The organism is Nocardiopsis sp. SBT366 (genome assembly GCF_001083815.1).
In the GTDB taxonomy this organism is placed as follows: Bacteria; Actinomycetota; Actinomycetes; order Streptosporangiales; family Streptosporangiaceae; genus Nocardiopsis; species Nocardiopsis prasina.
Window position 1 is genome coordinate 68268 of record NZ_LAVM01000015.1, and the last position, 13365, is coordinate 81632.

Sequence of the window (13365 nt, forward strand, 5' to 3'; positions counted from 1 at the left end):
GCACGCCAGACGATCCGTCACGAGAGGGACCGCCGCAACGCGGTTGAGACGGTCACATCGAGCGGGGACGGGCCTTCCGGATTCCAGGAAATGGGATGGCGGAAGCCGTACACCGACACAGGGATCACCAAAGGGCAGCGCAAAAGAGCAGTGTAGCCGAACACCACACCGCTGTCCACTCACGGTCCACAGCGCCACTCACGACACCGGCAGGATCACCCCTGGAGGGCGATCCGTCAAGCCCGGCGTGCGGCCACCAGTGCCCCCGTGAGGGACCGGTGGTCCCGGGACGGACCCGGTCGACGACACCCGACGCCACCGCGCACATCCCCGGGGGAAGGCCCTGGACCATCAGGGTGAAACAGCGCGCCTGCCCTGGCCCCACGGGGGATGTGAGCCAACGGACACCCGGAAGGATTCCCCCGCCCCAGGCGGGTAAACACTCTCTCCGGAGCCCGTCAGGATTCCCGGGACGGGAGATTATCGCGTCCCGGGGACAGTTCGCACACGGGAACTCGGGGTACACGTCCGCGAACCGCCCCAGCTTCGCACATCACCCAGCTCACGACGGTTCAGACACGGCGTCGTTCACGACATACGGGACGTCGGTCCCCCGGCCCCTGGGGACCTTCGGCCCCCGAAGCTGTCCGGAACCTCCCGGTTCCTGGAGGACCGAATCCCGGCGGACCGCCGGAGGCGCCCCCGGACACGAGAAAGCGGCCGCCCCTCCCCGTGGGGAGGAACGGCCGCTTCACGCAGACCAGCGGGCGACTGGCGCCCGCGGAGGACTACTTGAGGGTGACGGTGGCGCCAGCGCCCTCAAGGGCGGCCTTGGCCTTCTCCGCGGCCTCCTTGTTCACGCCCTCGAGGAGCGCCTTCGGGGCGTTGTCGACGAGGTCCTTGGCCTCCTTGAGACCCAGGCTCGTGAGGCCGCGGACCTCCTTGATGACCTGGATCTTCTTGTCGCCAGCACCCTCGAGGATGACGTCGAACTCGTCCTTCTCCTCCTCGGCGTCCGGGGCGGCACCGGCGGGGCCGGCGGCGACGACGGCGACCGGGGCGGCGGCGGTGACGTCGAACTTCTCCTCGAACAGCTTCACGAACTCGGAGACCTCGAGGAGGGTCATGCCCTCGAACGCGGCAAGCAGTTCCTCGTTGCTGAGCTTCGCCATGATGCGATCTCTCTTTCTCTAACGACACGGGCGCACATCGGCGCATCGTGCAAGCCAGTGGCCGGGCCCGGTGGGCACCCGCCGTGGTTCATGGGAATTAAGCGGCTTCCTCGGCACGCTTGTCCGCCAGGGCCTGCGCGAGACGCGCGGTCTTGAGCGGAAGCGCCTGGAAGACGGCGGCGGCCTGGCCCTGCTTGGCCTTGAGCGCGCCGGCCAGCTTCGAGAGGAGAACCTCTCGGGACTCCAGATCGGCCAGCTTGGTGACGTCCTCGGCGCTCATCGACTTACCGTCGATGATGCCGCCCTTGATCACCAGAGGCGTGTTCGTCTTCGCGAAGTCACGCAGACCCTTCGCGGCCTCGACGACGTCCCCGTGGACGAAGGCGATGGCGGACGGGCCCTCGAGCAGATCGCTGATCTGCTCGTCGACGCCGGCCTCCTTGACCGCGATCTTGGTCAGCGTGTTCTTGACGATGCGAAAACGCGCTGTCTGACCGAGGCTGCGGCGCAGTTCAGTGATCTGCGCGACAGTGAGCCCCCGGTATTCGGTCAGCACGGCGCCGTTTGACTCACGGAACTCGTCCGTGAGTTCGGCGACCGCGGCTGCCTTGTCCGGCCTCGCCATGGGACTCCTTCCAACAGTGAACGCTGGTTGACTCCCAAGGGCTCCATGATCGGCGTCAGCACGAGAAAAAGCCCCGAGCGCGAGGCGCACGGGGCACGACCGCGTTCTCAGTACGTGGCTGGCACGTTCCGGAACGGGAAAGCTCTGGTGACACCTGCGCGGGCGCCCATCAATGGGTCCTTGGGTCACCCGAGCGGGTGACGACCAGCGGTCTTCGGCAAGTACCAACTCTAGCCGAAGACCGGAGTGCTCGGGTAGTCGAGCGGGCCCGGATCGGGTGATCACCGACACGTGCCGCGCTCCCCTCCTCCACCGGAGGCCGGGATGACACCATGGGACGCCCGAGCCCCCCGCTCCGAAGGAGTCCCCTCCGCCGTGGAATCCCCCCGTTCCGCCCTGGCACTGGCCTGCGCCCTCTCCCTCTCCCTGTCCGGATGCGCGCTCTTCCCCTCCGCCGACCGGCCCTGGTACGAGGAGGCCGACACCGAGGCCCTGCTCGGCGCCCTGGCCGACGCGGCCTCGGGCGCCGACAACTACACCCTCGAACTCGGCTTCGGCCCCGGACCCGCGGGCGGGACGGGGACGCTGCTGACCTACGAGGTGTCGGACTCCCCGTCCGCCGTACGGGCCACGCTGAGTGCCCCCGAGGGCGGCCCCGACCTGGTGGTGGTCTACCCCGAGGAGGGGCAGGCCCTGCTGCACGACTCCGAGGACCTGCTCGGCGCGCCCACCGAGTGGGTCCGGGGCGACGCACTCCTGCCCTCACCCTCCCCGGCCGAGGTCCTTGACCTCGACTCCCTGGGCGAGCTGGTCGGCCTGCTGTCCGCGATGCAGGGGGCCGACCCCGGCGCCTCGGAGAACATCGGGGAGACCGGCACGCTCCCCCTCCACGGGTTCCTGCCCGCGTTGGCGGAAGGGACCGGGCCCGAGGAGCGGGCCACCTTCGGCCCCCTGCTCGGCGAGGACGTGTCGGGGCGCCTGGAGGTCTCCGTATGGGTGGACGCCGAGGGCTTCCCCGTCCGCATGGAGTCCGCCGGACCCACCTCCTCGCTGTGGCTGGAGTTCTCCGAGCGGGGCGACACGGCCTTCCACGTCCCCAACGGCGACGAGGTGAGCGAGCCCGTGCGGAACTGACCCGCCCCTTGGGAACCAGAACGGGTGGAATGTCCGTCTGAGGTGCGAACATGGAACTCACTTGGGCGCACCCCCTTTCTGACGCGCCCTCTCAGAGAAAGCACACGTACGCGTGAACACCCGCATCCCGGCCTCGATCGCCGCTGGTTCCCTCTCCCTCCTCCTCGCCCTCACCGCCTGCGGTAACGAGGAGCCCGCCGCCGAAGGCACCGCCGACGCCGACGAGGCCTCCTCCGGCTCCGCACTGGAGGAACTGCTGGGCAACCTGGGTTCCAGCACCCAGGAGCTCACCAACTACACCCTCGACATGGAGGTGCAGACCCTCGACCCCACGGCCGAGGGCGACGTCACCGTCACCTTCAACTACCAGGTGACCGACGACCCCGCGGCGATCCTCGCCACCGTGGACATGCCCTTCCTCGGCGAGACGATGTTCGAGCTGATGTCCATGGCCGGAGGGGTCCCCGACGGCGTCACCGCGGAGGACCTGGGCGCCTCCACCGTCCTGCTCACGGAGGACGGCGACACCCTCATCGCCGACCCCCACGGCGTCTACGGTGCCGGGACCCCGTGGTTCCGCGGTGAGGTCGACGAGAACGCCGACCCGACCGAGAGCTTCGACGTCGAGGCGCTCCCCGACCTGGCCGGGGCCTTCTCCGACCTGGAGGACGTCACCGAGGTCGGCACGGAGGAGATCGACGGCGTCGAGACCACCGTGGTCGAGGGCACGATGTCCACGAGCGACATCTCCGAGCTGAGCGCGGAGGAGCGCGGCGCCATGGAGAACCTGTTCAGCGGCGGCCTGGAGAGCGCCATGGACGCCAAGCTCTGGCTGGACACCGACGGCTTCCCGATGCGCATCGAGTTCTCCGACGACGAGTCCGACGTCTGGATGGAGTTCTCCGCCATCGGCTCGACCTCCTTCGACATGCCCTCCGAGGACGAGATCGGCACCGTGTAGCACCCCGCACACGCGAAACGGCCCCCGCACTCCCTGAGGAGGCGGGGGCCGTTCGTGTGTCACACGGGGCCGGGGCGGACGCGAGCGCGCGCCCCGAAAGAAGGCCCTAGGCGTCGAGCGGGATGCTCGGGCCCATCGTGGTGGTGACCACGGCCTTCTTGATGTAGCGGCCCTTGGCGGCGGACGGCTTGAGGCGGTTGACCTCGTCGATCGCGGCCTGGTAGTTCTCCAGCAGCTTGGGCTCGTCGAACGAGACCTTGCCGATGATGAAGTGCAGGTTCCCGTGGCGGTCCACGCGGAACTCGATCTTGCCGCCCTTGATCTCGGTCACGGCCTTGGCCACGTCCGGGGTGACGGTACCCGTCTTCGGGTTGGGCATGAGGCCACGCGGACCGAGCACGCGGCCCAGGCGGCCGACCTTGCCCATGAGGTCCGGGGTGGCCACGACGGAGTCGAAGTCGAGGAAGCCGTTCTGGACCTTCTCGACCAGCTCGTCGTCGCCGACGATGTCGGCGCCAGCGGCACGAGCCTGCTCGGCACGCTCACCGGTCGCGAAGACCAGGACCCGAGCGGTCTTGCCGGTGCCGTTCGGCAGGTTCACGGTGCCGCGGACCATCTGGTCGGCCTTGCGCGGGTCGACGCCCAGGCGCAGGGCGACCTCGACGGTCGCGTCGAACTTGACGTTGGTGGTCTCCTTGGCCAGCTTCAGAGCCTCGGCGGGGCTGTAGAGCCGGTCCCGGTCCACCAGGTTCGTGGCTTTGCGGTGGTTCTTGCTGCGCTTCACGCTGTTCTCCTACGGGAACGTGTGGTCCTAGGGCCAGCGCTGGCCCTGCCACGGTGGTTCTTGCCGTCGAGCAACCCCGAGGGGAGCTACTTGACCTCGATGCCCATGGAGCGGGCGGTGCCGGCGACGATCTTGGACGCGGCCTCGATGTCGTCGGTGTTGAGGTCGGGCAGCTTGGTCTGCGCGATCTCACGGACCTGGTCGGCGGTGATCGAACCGGCGGTGCTGCGACCCGGGTCGGTGGCGGCCTTGTCCAGCCCGGCGGCCTTCAGAATCAGCCGAGGCGCCGGGGGCGTCTTGGTGATGAAGGTGAAGGAGCGGTCCTCGTAGATGGAGATCTCGACGGGGATGACGCTGCCGCGCTGGGCTTCCGTAGCAGCGTTGTACTGCTTGCAGAAGTCCATGATGTTGACGCCGTGCGGACCGAGTGCGGTACCGACGGGCGGCGCCGGGGTCGCCTGACCGGCGGGGAGCTGCACCTTGACGAGTGCGGCAAGTTTCTTCTTCGGAGGCATATCGGGTCCTTTGCCTGATCTGCGTTGTGTGCCGATCCCTGCCTCCCCCACGGCGCCACTGGCCACGGGGACCGCGGTGGAACCGCTGCCGAAGGAGGCTGTCCGTGCCAGGGGCACGGGGTCACGGCCCGTCGGGACCGGACGGACCGGAGCGCGTTCCGCCCGGGTTCGCACCCGGGTGGGACAGCGCGACAGTGGGTCCGTCCCGCGAGGGACGGACCCACCAAGTCTACGTCGCCCGGACAGTGGTCCGGGCGGGTTGTGGGAAAGGCCCCACGAGGTCAGATCTTGGCGACCTGGTTGAAGGAGAGCTCGACCGGGGTCTCGCGACCGAAGATCGACACGAGCACCTTGAGCTTCTGGGTGTCGGCGTTGATCTCGCTGACGGTGGCGGGCAGGGTCGCGAACGGACCCTCCATGACGGTGACGGACTCGCCGACCTCGTACGCCACGTCCGAGCGGGAGTCGGAGCCACCGCCACCGGACCTGGCCTGCTGGGCCTGTTCCGGCTCCGCCTCCGGCTCGGGAGCCAGGAGCTTGGCCACCTCGGTGAGGCTGAGCGGGGCGGGCTTGTTGGACAGGCCCACGAAACCGGTGACGCCGGGGGTGTTGCGGATGGCGGACCAGGACTCGTCGGTCAGGTCCATGCGGACGAGGACGTAACCGGGCAGGACCTTCTCGGTGACCTGCTGGCGCTTGCCGCTCTTGACCTCGGTGACCTCGTGCTCGGGCACCTCGACCTGGAAGATGTACTCCTCCATGTTGAGGGACTGGGTACGGCTCTCGACGTTGGCCTTGACCCGCTTCTCGTAACCCGCGTAGGTGTGCACGACGTACCAGTCGCCGGGCAGGAGGACGAGCTCGTTGCGGAACTCCTCGACGGGGTCGAGACGGGGCAGCTCGGGCTCCGCGTCGGCCTCTTCAGCCTCTTCGGCCTCTTCGGCGTCCTCGGTGCTCTCGTCGGCCTCTTCGGTCAGCTCGGGGCTGTCGGCGTCGGCCGGCTCGACCGCTTCCTCGGACAGCTCGCCCGCCAGGCCGGTCTCTTCCGCCGACGACTGATCCGGCTCCTCTTCGGGGAAGTCGTCAGAGGTCAGTGGGGACTCGGACACGGCTGCTCTTTCTCTCGTCGGATTCGCTAGTGCGCACGACGCACGCCGAAACCCGGCCGTGCGTCGAACCCAGTCCTGCCAGCTTACGGTCTCTCCGGGCGAAGCGGGACCAACGCGCGGACGAGCGCGGCCGGACCAGGTCCGGCCGGGAGGAACGGGGCGAGGGTGGACACGGCCACCGTCGAGGGCGCCCGAGAAGGGGCGCCGAGCGGGGCTGAACGTCGGAGCTAGGCTCCGGCGGGACGGCCGAAGGTGCCGTAGAGCCAGGTCACGGCCTCACCGAAGGCGAAGTCCAGGAGGGAGACGTAGGCGAGGACGATCACGACGAAGACCATCACGACGATGGTGTAGGTGACCAGTTCCTTGCGCGTGGGCCAACGGACCTTGCGGAGTTCTCCGACGACCTGCTTGGTGAACGTCACCGGACCGGTACGACGCTTCGGCTCCTTGTCGGGCTTCGCGTCGGCGTCAGTCTGAGTCACCTGGGGTCCTTAGGGTCGCGGGTTGCTTCGTATCCCCGTAGTTCCGTCGCCCTCGCGATCGGGGCGGCGACGGATGCGCCACCCCGACCACGCGCGGACTTGCAGGGCAGGAGGGACTCGAACCCCCAACCGCCGGTTTTGGAGACCGGTGCTCTACCAATTGAGCCACTGCCCTTAGCGGAAACTGCGTTCCCCACCATAGCCGGTCCGGAGTGCTGTCGCACACCTCCTGTGGATGTTGCGAGCGCACGGCGCCCGGCCGACGCGGATGATTGTATGCCCTCACCGTGGCTCCGGACAAACCGGTTCGGTGCCCGCCCGGCTCCGCGAAGGGGCACGTGACACGATGGGGGACATGACTGAGCGACCCCGTGTCTCCGCACGTATCAGCGCCATCTCCGAGTCCGCCACCCTCGCCGTGGACGCCAGGGCCAAGGCCATGAAGGCGGAGGGACGCCCCGTCATCGGCTTCGGCGCGGGCGAGCCGGACTTCCCGACCCCCGACTACGTCGTGGAGGCGGCCGTGGCCGCCGCGCGCGATCCCCGCTTCCACCGCTACACCCCCGCCGCCGGGCTGCCCGAGCTGCGCGCGGCGATCGCGGAGAAGACCCGGCGCGACTCCGGCTACGAGGTGGAGCCCGCGCAGGTCCTGGTGACCAACGGCGGCAAGCAGGCCATCTACGAGGCCTTCGCCGCCTTGCTGGACCCGGGCGACGAGGTCATCGTCATCGCCCCGTACTGGACCACCTACCCGGAGTCGGTCCGGCTCGCCGGGGGCGTGCCGGTCTTCGTCGTCACCGACGAGAGCACCGGGTACATGGCCGGTGTCGAGCAGCTGGAGGCCGCGCGCACCGAGCGCACCAAGGTGCTGGTCTTCGTCTCCCCGTCGAACCCGACCGGGGCCGTCTACCCGCGCGATCAGGTGCGCGCCGTCGGCCGCTGGGCGCACGAGCACGGCCTGTGGGTGCTGACCGACGAGATCTACGAACACCTCGTCTACGGCAACGCCGAGTTCTCCTCGCTGCCCGTCGAGGTACCCGAGATCGCCGACCGCACGGTCGTCGTCAACGGTGTCGCCAAGACGTACGCGATGACCGGCTGGCGCGTGGGGTGGATCATCGGCCCGAAGGACCTCGTGAAGGCCGCGAGCAACCTGCAGTCACACGCCACCTCGAACGTCGCGAACGTCTCCCAGGCCGCCGCTCTGGCCGCCGTCTCCGGCGACCTGACCGCCGTCGGGGAGATGCGCGAGGCCTTCGACCGCCGCCGTCGGACCATCGTGCGCATGCTCAACGAGATCGACGGCGTGGTGTGTCCCGTGCCCGAGGGCGCGTTCTACGTCTACCCGTCGGTCCAGGGGGTCCTCGGGAGGAGGATCCGGGGCCGGACGCCGAACACCTCCGCCGAGCTGGCCGAGATCATCCTGGAGGAGTCCGAGGTCGCCGTGGTGCCCGGTGAGGCCTTCGGCACGCCGGGCTACCTGCGCCTGTCGTACGCGCTGGGCGACGAGGACCTGGTGGAGGGCGTCAGCCGCGTGCAGAAGCTGCTGGGCGAGGCCGAGTAGCCCTCACCGGCACCGACGACGGACGACGCGCCCCGGGTTCCGGCCCGGGGCGCGTTCACGTCGTGTGGTGTTGGCCATTCCTGGCACGCCTGGTGCCCTTCATACGGCAGGCTTGGTTCATGGAGACACCGACCGCCGCTCGCCGACTGGATCGGCTGCCCAAGGCCCACCTGCACCTGCACTTCACCGGCTCGATGCGCCACGACACGTTGGTGGAACTGGCCGAGGAACGCGGGGTGCACCTGCCCCAGGCCCTGGTGAAGGAGTGGCCGCCCAAGCTCAGGGCCACGGACGAACGCGGCTGGTTCCGCTTCCAACGCCTCTACGACGTCGCCCGCTCCGTGCTGCGCAGGCCCGAGGACATCCACCGCCTGCTCCTGGAGGCCGCGGAGGACGAGCGGGAGGCCGGTTCGGGGTGGCTGGAGATCCAGGTCGACCCCAGCGGGTACTCCTCGCTCTTCGACGGGCTGACCGCGACCCTGGAGCTGATCCTGGACGCCGCCCGCGTGGCCGAGCGCGAGACCGGAGTGGCGATCGGCCTGATGGTGGCCGCCAACCGGACCCGGCACCCCCTGGACGCCCGGGCTCTGGCCCGCCTCGCCGCCCAGTACTCGGGCCGTGGCGTGGTGTCGTTCGGGCTGAACAACGACGAGCGCCGAGGCCGGGCACGGGAGTTCGAGGCGGCCTTCCGGATCGCCAAGCGCGCCGGACTGCTCTCCACACCCCACGGCGGGGAGCTCAACGGCCCGCGCAGCGTCCGGGAGTGCCTGGACGAGCTGAACGCGGACCGGATCGGTCACGGGGTGCGCGCGGTGGAGGACCCCTACCTGCTGGAGCGCATCGCCACCCAGGAGGTGACCCTGGAGGTCTGCCCGACCTCCAACGTGGGTCTCGGGGTGTTCGACCAGCTGGACCGCGTCCCGCTGCGCAGGCTCTACCAGGCCGGCGCGCCCATCGCCCTGGGTACCGACGACCCCCTGCTGTTCGGTCCGCGCCTGGTGGAGCAGTACCGGATCGCCCGCGAGGTGTTCGGGTTCACCGACGCTGAACTGGCCGACCTCGCGCGGATGTCGATCCGGGGCGCCGGGGCCCCCGACTCCCTGAAGAAGCAGCTGCTCTCCGGGGTGGACGACTGGCTGGCCGGCGAACCGGAGCCGTTGGAGGTCTGAGCGGCGGGGCGGGCTCCCGCTCCGTGTGCTCAGGCCAGGAGCATCCAGGCGCCCTGGCCGAGCATGGCCGCCCCCGCGACGAAGAACAGCACCGAGGCGCCGATCTGGATGGCCCTCTCGGGGAGCTTCTTGCCGAGGACGGCGCCGATCGCGATGGCGATGGCGTCGGCGGCGACCATGCCGACGGTGGAGCCGATCCACACGGGGAGCCAGTGGTACTGCGTGCCCACGGTGATGGTGGCGAGCATGGTCTTGTCACCGAGCTCCGCCACGAGGAAGACCACGAACACGGTCACGAACCCGGAGCGGATGCGGCGGGAGGCGGCCCGTTCCTCGTCCTTGTCGGACATCTCGTCGCCGCGCAGGGTCCACAGTCCGAAGACCAGGAAGGCGGCCCCGGCCGCGAGGGTGAGCCAGTCGGTGGGGATGGCGGTGCCGAGGACCTCCGCGATGAACACGCTTCCCAGGTGCACCAGTGCGGTGGCGACGGTGATGCCGAGGATGACGGTGAGGGCGCGGTAACGGGTCGCCAGGGACATCGCGACCAACTGGGTCTTGTCGCCCATTTCGGCGATGAAGATGGCACCCGTGCTCACGCCGAGGCCGACCAGAAAAGCTGACATGGTTCTCCTGCTGTCCTTGATGGGCAGAAGGAGGCGGAGAACGCCCCTTCAACCCGGTCGTCTCCTACCGGGTCAAAGGTCTCGTCCGCCCGCTGTACTGGGCTCACGCGGCCGGGACCGTGACGTCCAGTGTGTCGACCGCGCGCATTGGGGACTACTCCCCTTCGACACTCAAGACATTACCAGAACCATTTTTGATCGCAATTTATTGATCTGGCGAATTGAATTATCAGGTTGGCCTGATAAAGGAGTTAGAGGCGCCTAACTTATTTCTTGGGCGTCTTGTCGCCGCCGGTGCCGCCCCGCCGGGGCGGCAGTAGGGCGGCGGCCGGTGCCCCGCGCCACGCGCCCGCGCGGGGGGCCGGGAGGGCCCCGGGGCCCGTACGGCTGGTGCCGCCCGGATCAGAGGCTGACCCCGAGAAGGACCGGCTCGTTGACCAGGCGCACCCCGAAGGCCGCCTCGACCCCGGCCCGCACCTCGCGGGCCAGGTCCAGGAGGTCGGCCGTGGTCGCGCCGCCGGGGTTGGTGAGCGCCAGGGTGTGCTTGCCGGAGATCCGCGCGGGACCGTCACCGTGGCCCTTGGTGAACCCGGCGCGGTCGATCAGCCAGGCGGCGGAGAGCTTCACGTTGCCGACGTCGTCGGGGTGCCCCGGGATCTCGGTGTCGGCCCCCAGGCGGGCGGCGGCCCGCTCGCGGAAGGCCGCGTACTCCTCGGCCGACAGGACCGGGTTGGTGAAGAACGAACCCGCGCTTCGGGTGTCGGGGTCGGCGGGGTCCAGGACCATGCCCTTGCCCGCGCGCAGCCCGAGGACCACCTCGCGCGCCCGGGCCAGGGGAACCCGCTCCCCCGCGTCCACACCCATGGCGCGCGCCACCTCGGCGTACCGGACGGGGCGGCTCAGCGGCCCCCTGCGCAGCTCGAAGACGACCTCGCACACCACGTACCGTTCGTGGCCCTTGAAGGCGCTGTCGCGGTAGGTGAAGCCGCAGTCGGCGTTGGACAGCGTGACCAGCTCACCGGTGGTGCGGTCCAGGGCCAGCACCTCGCGGACGGTCTGGCTGACGTCCTGGCCGTAGGCGCCCACGTTCTGGATGGGGGTGGATCCCACCCGGCCGGGGATGCCGGAGAGGAACTCGACGCCGTTGAGGCCCTCGGCGACGGTCCGCTCCACCAGCGGGTCCCACTCCACACCCGCGTCCGCCCTCAGCAGGACGATCTCCTCGCCGGTCTCCGGGTCGGTACCGGCCTCGGTCGTGGTGACGCCCTGGGAGGCGACCAGGACCACGGTTCCGGGGAACCCGTCGTCGGCGACGACCAGGTTGCTTCCGCCACCGAGCACGAGCACGCGCTCACCCGTGCGGTCGGCCTCGGTGACGAGACCGACGAGCTCGTCGGTGGAGCTGGCGGTCCGGAAGGCCTTGGCGGGGCCGCCCAGGCCGAGGGTGGTGTGGTCGGCGAGCATCGTGGACACGGGCATACCTCTTGCGGAGAGAACGAACGCGGGTGCGGTTGGGATCGGTCGTGGCCCTGCGGGCTACGGGGCCAGGCGGACCACGGCGGTGGCCTTGGCCAGGACCTTGGCGCCGCCGGAGCGGGCGGTGAGCAGAACGGTGACGGTGCCGTCGTCGTTCTTGGCCTTCACCTTGCCGCCGACGGTGATCTCGGCGCCCTGGTCGTCGTCGGGGACCACCACGGGCGCGGAGAAGCGCACAGCGTAGTCGACGACGCTGCCGGGGTCCCCGGTCCAGTCGGTGACGACCCGGCCCGCCTCGGCCATGGTGAACATGCCGTGCGCGATCACGTCGGGCAGCCCGACCGACTTCGCGAACCGCTCGTTCCAGTGGATCGGGTTGAAGTCACCCGAGGCGCCCGCGTAGCGGACCAGGTCCAGACGGCGGACCGGGAAGGCCCGCTCGGGGATCTCGGTCCCGACCTCGACGTCGGCGTGCTTGATCCTGTTCACTGTCTTCCCCGCTTCCTAGGAACCCCGGACGACGAGCATCATGCCCGCCGTCACCACGTGCTCACCGTCGGCCGCCTCGGCCACCGTCTCCATGGTGATGAGCTCGTTACCGCCCAGCGCCTTGATGTCGGTGATGCGGGTGACCGTGCTCAGGACGTCGCCCGCCTGGAGCGGACGGCTGTAGCGGAAGCTCTGGTCGCCGTGGACGACCCGGGAGAAGTCCACTCCGAGGTCCGGGTCGGCAAGTGCCAGGGCGGACCCGGCCATGCCCAGGATGACGGGGAAGGTGGGCGGGGCGATGACGTCGGCGTACCCGAGGGCCTTGGCGGAGGCCCTGTCGAGGTAGACGGGGTTGAGGTCGTTGATCGCCTCGGCGAACTCGCGGATCTTGCCGCGCGTCACCTCGTAGGCCTCGGGGGCGGGGTACTCCCGGCCGAGGTAGTCAGGGTTGATCGCCACGCTCTGTCTCTCCTGTGCGCTGTGCGGTCACGGTGCGGGGGCACTGCGCCCGCCGACCCGTGTCGGCCATAACAAAAGCCCGGTGAGCGAAGTGCTCACCGGGCTGGAGTCTACGAGAAGCCGACCGCTCCCTGCCGGGGACGACGGACCTGGAGAACCTAGCGGGTCTCGCGGTGGTCGTTGTGCTTGCGGCAGTTCGGGCAGAACTTCTTGATCGTCAGACGGTCGGGGGTGTTCCGACGGTTCTTGCGCGTGATGTAGTTCCGGTGATTGCACTCCTGGCAGGCCAGGGTGATCTTCGGCCTCACGTCTGTGGCAGCCACTTCGGAGTGCCTTTCTCGCTGGAGACATTACCTGGGCGCAGTTGAACACTGCTGGAGACCCACGACGACCCCTGAGTACTGCGCCTCAGGGGTCAGCGGGTTGGTAGCGGGGGCCGGACTTGAACCGACGACACAGCGATTATGAGCCGCTTGCTCTACCGACTGAGCTACCCCGCCCCGATCAGAACGGAAGGACATCCTATCGTGGATGTCCCTCTGTCAAGGCCGGTGAAGTTCCACCGGCCACCCACCTGAGTGGACCGGAACCTCGTCAAGTGGTGGAGCCCCTTTACGGAATCGAACCGTAGACCTTCTCCTTACCATGGAGACGCTCTGCCGACTGAGCTAAAGGGGCGCGCTGTGGGACTTTCTCTCGTCCGCCCCGGGGGCGTACCCCCTTGCGCTGAACATGACTATACAGGGATCCGGGGGTGGTCTGCCAAATCGAGCACCGGGCGCCCCCGGATCCCTGTATAGTCC

General features: G+C 69.3%; 15 protein-coding genes and 3 tRNA genes. 4 read left to right on the forward strand and 14 right to left on the reverse strand.

The genetic code is table 11. The features are described 5' to 3' along the window. Positions 1–788: 788 nt before the first annotated feature. Both rplL and rplJ read right to left on the reverse strand, forming a co-directional pair. Positions 789–1172 carry a 50S ribosomal protein L7/L12 gene (gene rplL / locus ADX84_RS06805; RefSeq protein ID WP_049569183.1) on the reverse strand — a complete coding sequence of 128 codons (384 nt, stop codon included), beginning with the start codon at positions 1170–1172 and terminating at the stop codon, positions 789–791. 97 nt (positions 1173–1269) lie between these two features. Next, positions 1270–1797: a 50S ribosomal protein L10 gene (gene rplJ / locus ADX84_RS06810; RefSeq protein ID WP_049569186.1), complete on the reverse strand. Its 528-nt coding sequence runs from the start codon at positions 1795–1797 to the stop codon at positions 1270–1272. A gap of 375 nt (positions 1798–2172) precedes the next feature. Here rplJ and ADX84_RS06815 point away from each other — a divergent pair, with 375 nt between their 5' ends. Beyond that, complete coding sequence (locus tag ADX84_RS06815; protein WP_049569188.1) at positions 2173–2931, forward strand: hypothetical protein; 759 nt, start codon at positions 2173–2175, stop codon at positions 2929–2931. Between the two features lie 112 nt (positions 2932–3043). Beyond that, complete coding sequence (locus tag ADX84_RS06820; RefSeq protein ID WP_049569191.1) at positions 3044–3892, forward strand: hypothetical protein; 849 nt, start codon at positions 3044–3046, stop codon at positions 3890–3892. 106 nt (positions 3893–3998) lie between these two features. Here the strand turns inward: ADX84_RS06820 and rplA are convergent, their stop codons facing one another. The 5 genes from rplA to ADX84_RS06845 form a co-directional block, all read right to left on the reverse strand. After that, the gene (gene rplA, locus ADX84_RS06825) at positions 3999–4676 is read right to left on the reverse strand and encodes a 50S ribosomal protein L1 (protein WP_049569194.1); all 678 of its coding nucleotides are present in this window, start codon (positions 4674–4676) and stop codon (positions 3999–4001) included. An 86-nt stretch (positions 4677–4762) separates the two neighbouring features. Continuing rightward, positions 4763–5191: a 50S ribosomal protein L11 gene (gene rplK / locus ADX84_RS06830; RefSeq protein WP_049569197.1), complete on the reverse strand. Its 429-nt coding sequence runs from the start codon at positions 5189–5191 to the stop codon at positions 4763–4765. 281 nt (positions 5192–5472) lie between these two features. Next, positions 5473–6300 carry a transcription termination/antitermination protein NusG gene (gene nusG, locus ADX84_RS06835; RefSeq protein ID WP_049569199.1) on the reverse strand — a complete coding sequence of 276 codons (828 nt, stop codon included), beginning with the start codon at positions 6298–6300 and terminating at the stop codon, positions 5473–5475. A gap of 227 nt (positions 6301–6527) precedes the next feature. Then, positions 6528–6782, reverse strand: coding sequence for a preprotein translocase subunit SecE (gene secE, locus ADX84_RS06840; protein WP_049569206.1), 255 nt, complete (start codon positions 6780–6782; stop codon positions 6528–6530). 102 nt (positions 6783–6884) lie between these two features. Then, positions 6885–6957: transfer RNA gene (locus ADX84_RS06845), tRNA-Trp, on the reverse strand. A 180-nt stretch (positions 6958–7137) separates the two neighbouring features. Here ADX84_RS06845 and ADX84_RS06850 point away from each other — a divergent pair. Then, a complete protein-coding gene (locus ADX84_RS06850; RefSeq protein WP_049569213.1) occupies positions 7138–8346 on the forward strand; it encodes a pyridoxal phosphate-dependent aminotransferase in 1209 nt (402 codons plus the stop codon). Positions 8347–8465: 119 nt separating this feature from the next. After that, positions 8466–9515 (forward strand): adenosine deaminase, encoded by a 1050-nt coding sequence (locus ADX84_RS06855; protein WP_049569215.1) that lies wholly within the window; start codon positions 8466–8468, stop codon positions 9513–9515. A gap of 29 nt (positions 9516–9544) precedes the next feature. Here ADX84_RS06855 and ADX84_RS06860 read toward each other — a convergent pair whose 3' ends face one another. The 7 genes from ADX84_RS06860 to ADX84_RS06890 all read right to left on the reverse strand — a co-directional run bounded on the left by ADX84_RS06860 (position 9545) and on the right by ADX84_RS06890 (position 13240). Continuing rightward, positions 9545–10138 (reverse strand): TMEM165/GDT1 family protein, encoded by a 594-nt coding sequence (locus tag ADX84_RS06860; RefSeq protein ID WP_049569219.1) that lies wholly within the window; start codon positions 10136–10138, stop codon positions 9545–9547. Between the two features lie 402 nt (positions 10139–10540). Next, positions 10541–11617 carry a UDP-N-acetylmuramate dehydrogenase gene (locus ADX84_RS06865; protein WP_199776495.1) on the reverse strand — a complete coding sequence of 359 codons (1077 nt, stop codon included), beginning with the start codon at positions 11615–11617 and terminating at the stop codon, positions 10541–10543. Between the two features lie 57 nt (positions 11618–11674). Then, positions 11675–12103: a MaoC family dehydratase gene (locus tag ADX84_RS06870; protein WP_017543028.1), complete on the reverse strand. Its 429-nt coding sequence runs from the start codon at positions 12101–12103 to the stop codon at positions 11675–11677. 15 nt (positions 12104–12118) lie between these two features. Continuing rightward, positions 12119–12562, reverse strand: a complete 444-nt coding sequence (locus ADX84_RS06875; protein ID WP_017543029.1) for a MaoC family dehydratase N-terminal domain-containing protein — start codon at positions 12560–12562, stop codon at positions 12119–12121. A 158-nt stretch (positions 12563–12720) separates the two neighbouring features. After that, positions 12721–12885, reverse strand: a complete 165-nt coding sequence (gene rpmG, locus ADX84_RS06880; protein ID WP_026117477.1) for a 50S ribosomal protein L33 — start codon at positions 12883–12885, stop codon at positions 12721–12723. A gap of 101 nt (positions 12886–12986) precedes the next feature. Next, a tRNA-Met gene (locus ADX84_RS06885) sits at positions 12987–13062 on the reverse strand. A 102-nt stretch (positions 13063–13164) separates the two neighbouring features. Beyond that, a tRNA-Thr gene (locus tag ADX84_RS06890) sits at positions 13165–13240 on the reverse strand. Positions 13241–13365 lie beyond the last annotated feature (125 nt).

Excerpts from the sequence above, each read along its gene's own strand:
- rplL (WP_049569183.1), bottom strand. The coding sequence starts at position 1,172 with ATGGCGAAGCTCAGCAACGAGGAACTGCTTGCCGCGTTCGAGGGCATG.
- rplJ (WP_049569186.1), bottom strand. The coding sequence starts at position 1,797 with ATGGCGAGGCCGGACAAGGCAGCCGCGGTCGCCGAACTCACGGACGAG.
- rplK (WP_049569197.1), bottom strand. The coding sequence starts at position 5,191 with ATGCCTCCGAAGAAGAAACTTGCCGCACTCGTCAAGGTGCAGCTCCCC.
- ADX84_RS06850 (WP_049569213.1), top strand. The coding sequence starts at position 7,138 with ATGACTGAGCGACCCCGTGTCTCCGCACGTATCAGCGCCATCTCCGAG.
- ADX84_RS06855 (WP_049569215.1), top strand. The coding sequence starts at position 8,466 with ATGGAGACACCGACCGCCGCTCGCCGACTGGATCGGCTGCCCAAGGCC.
- ADX84_RS06860 (WP_049569219.1), bottom strand. The coding sequence starts at position 10,138 with ATGTCAGCTTTTCTGGTCGGCCTCGGCGTGAGCACGGGTGCCATCTTC.
- ADX84_RS06865 (WP_199776495.1), bottom strand. The coding sequence starts at position 11,617 with ATGCCCGTGTCCACGATGCTCGCCGACCACACCACCCTCGGCCTGGGC.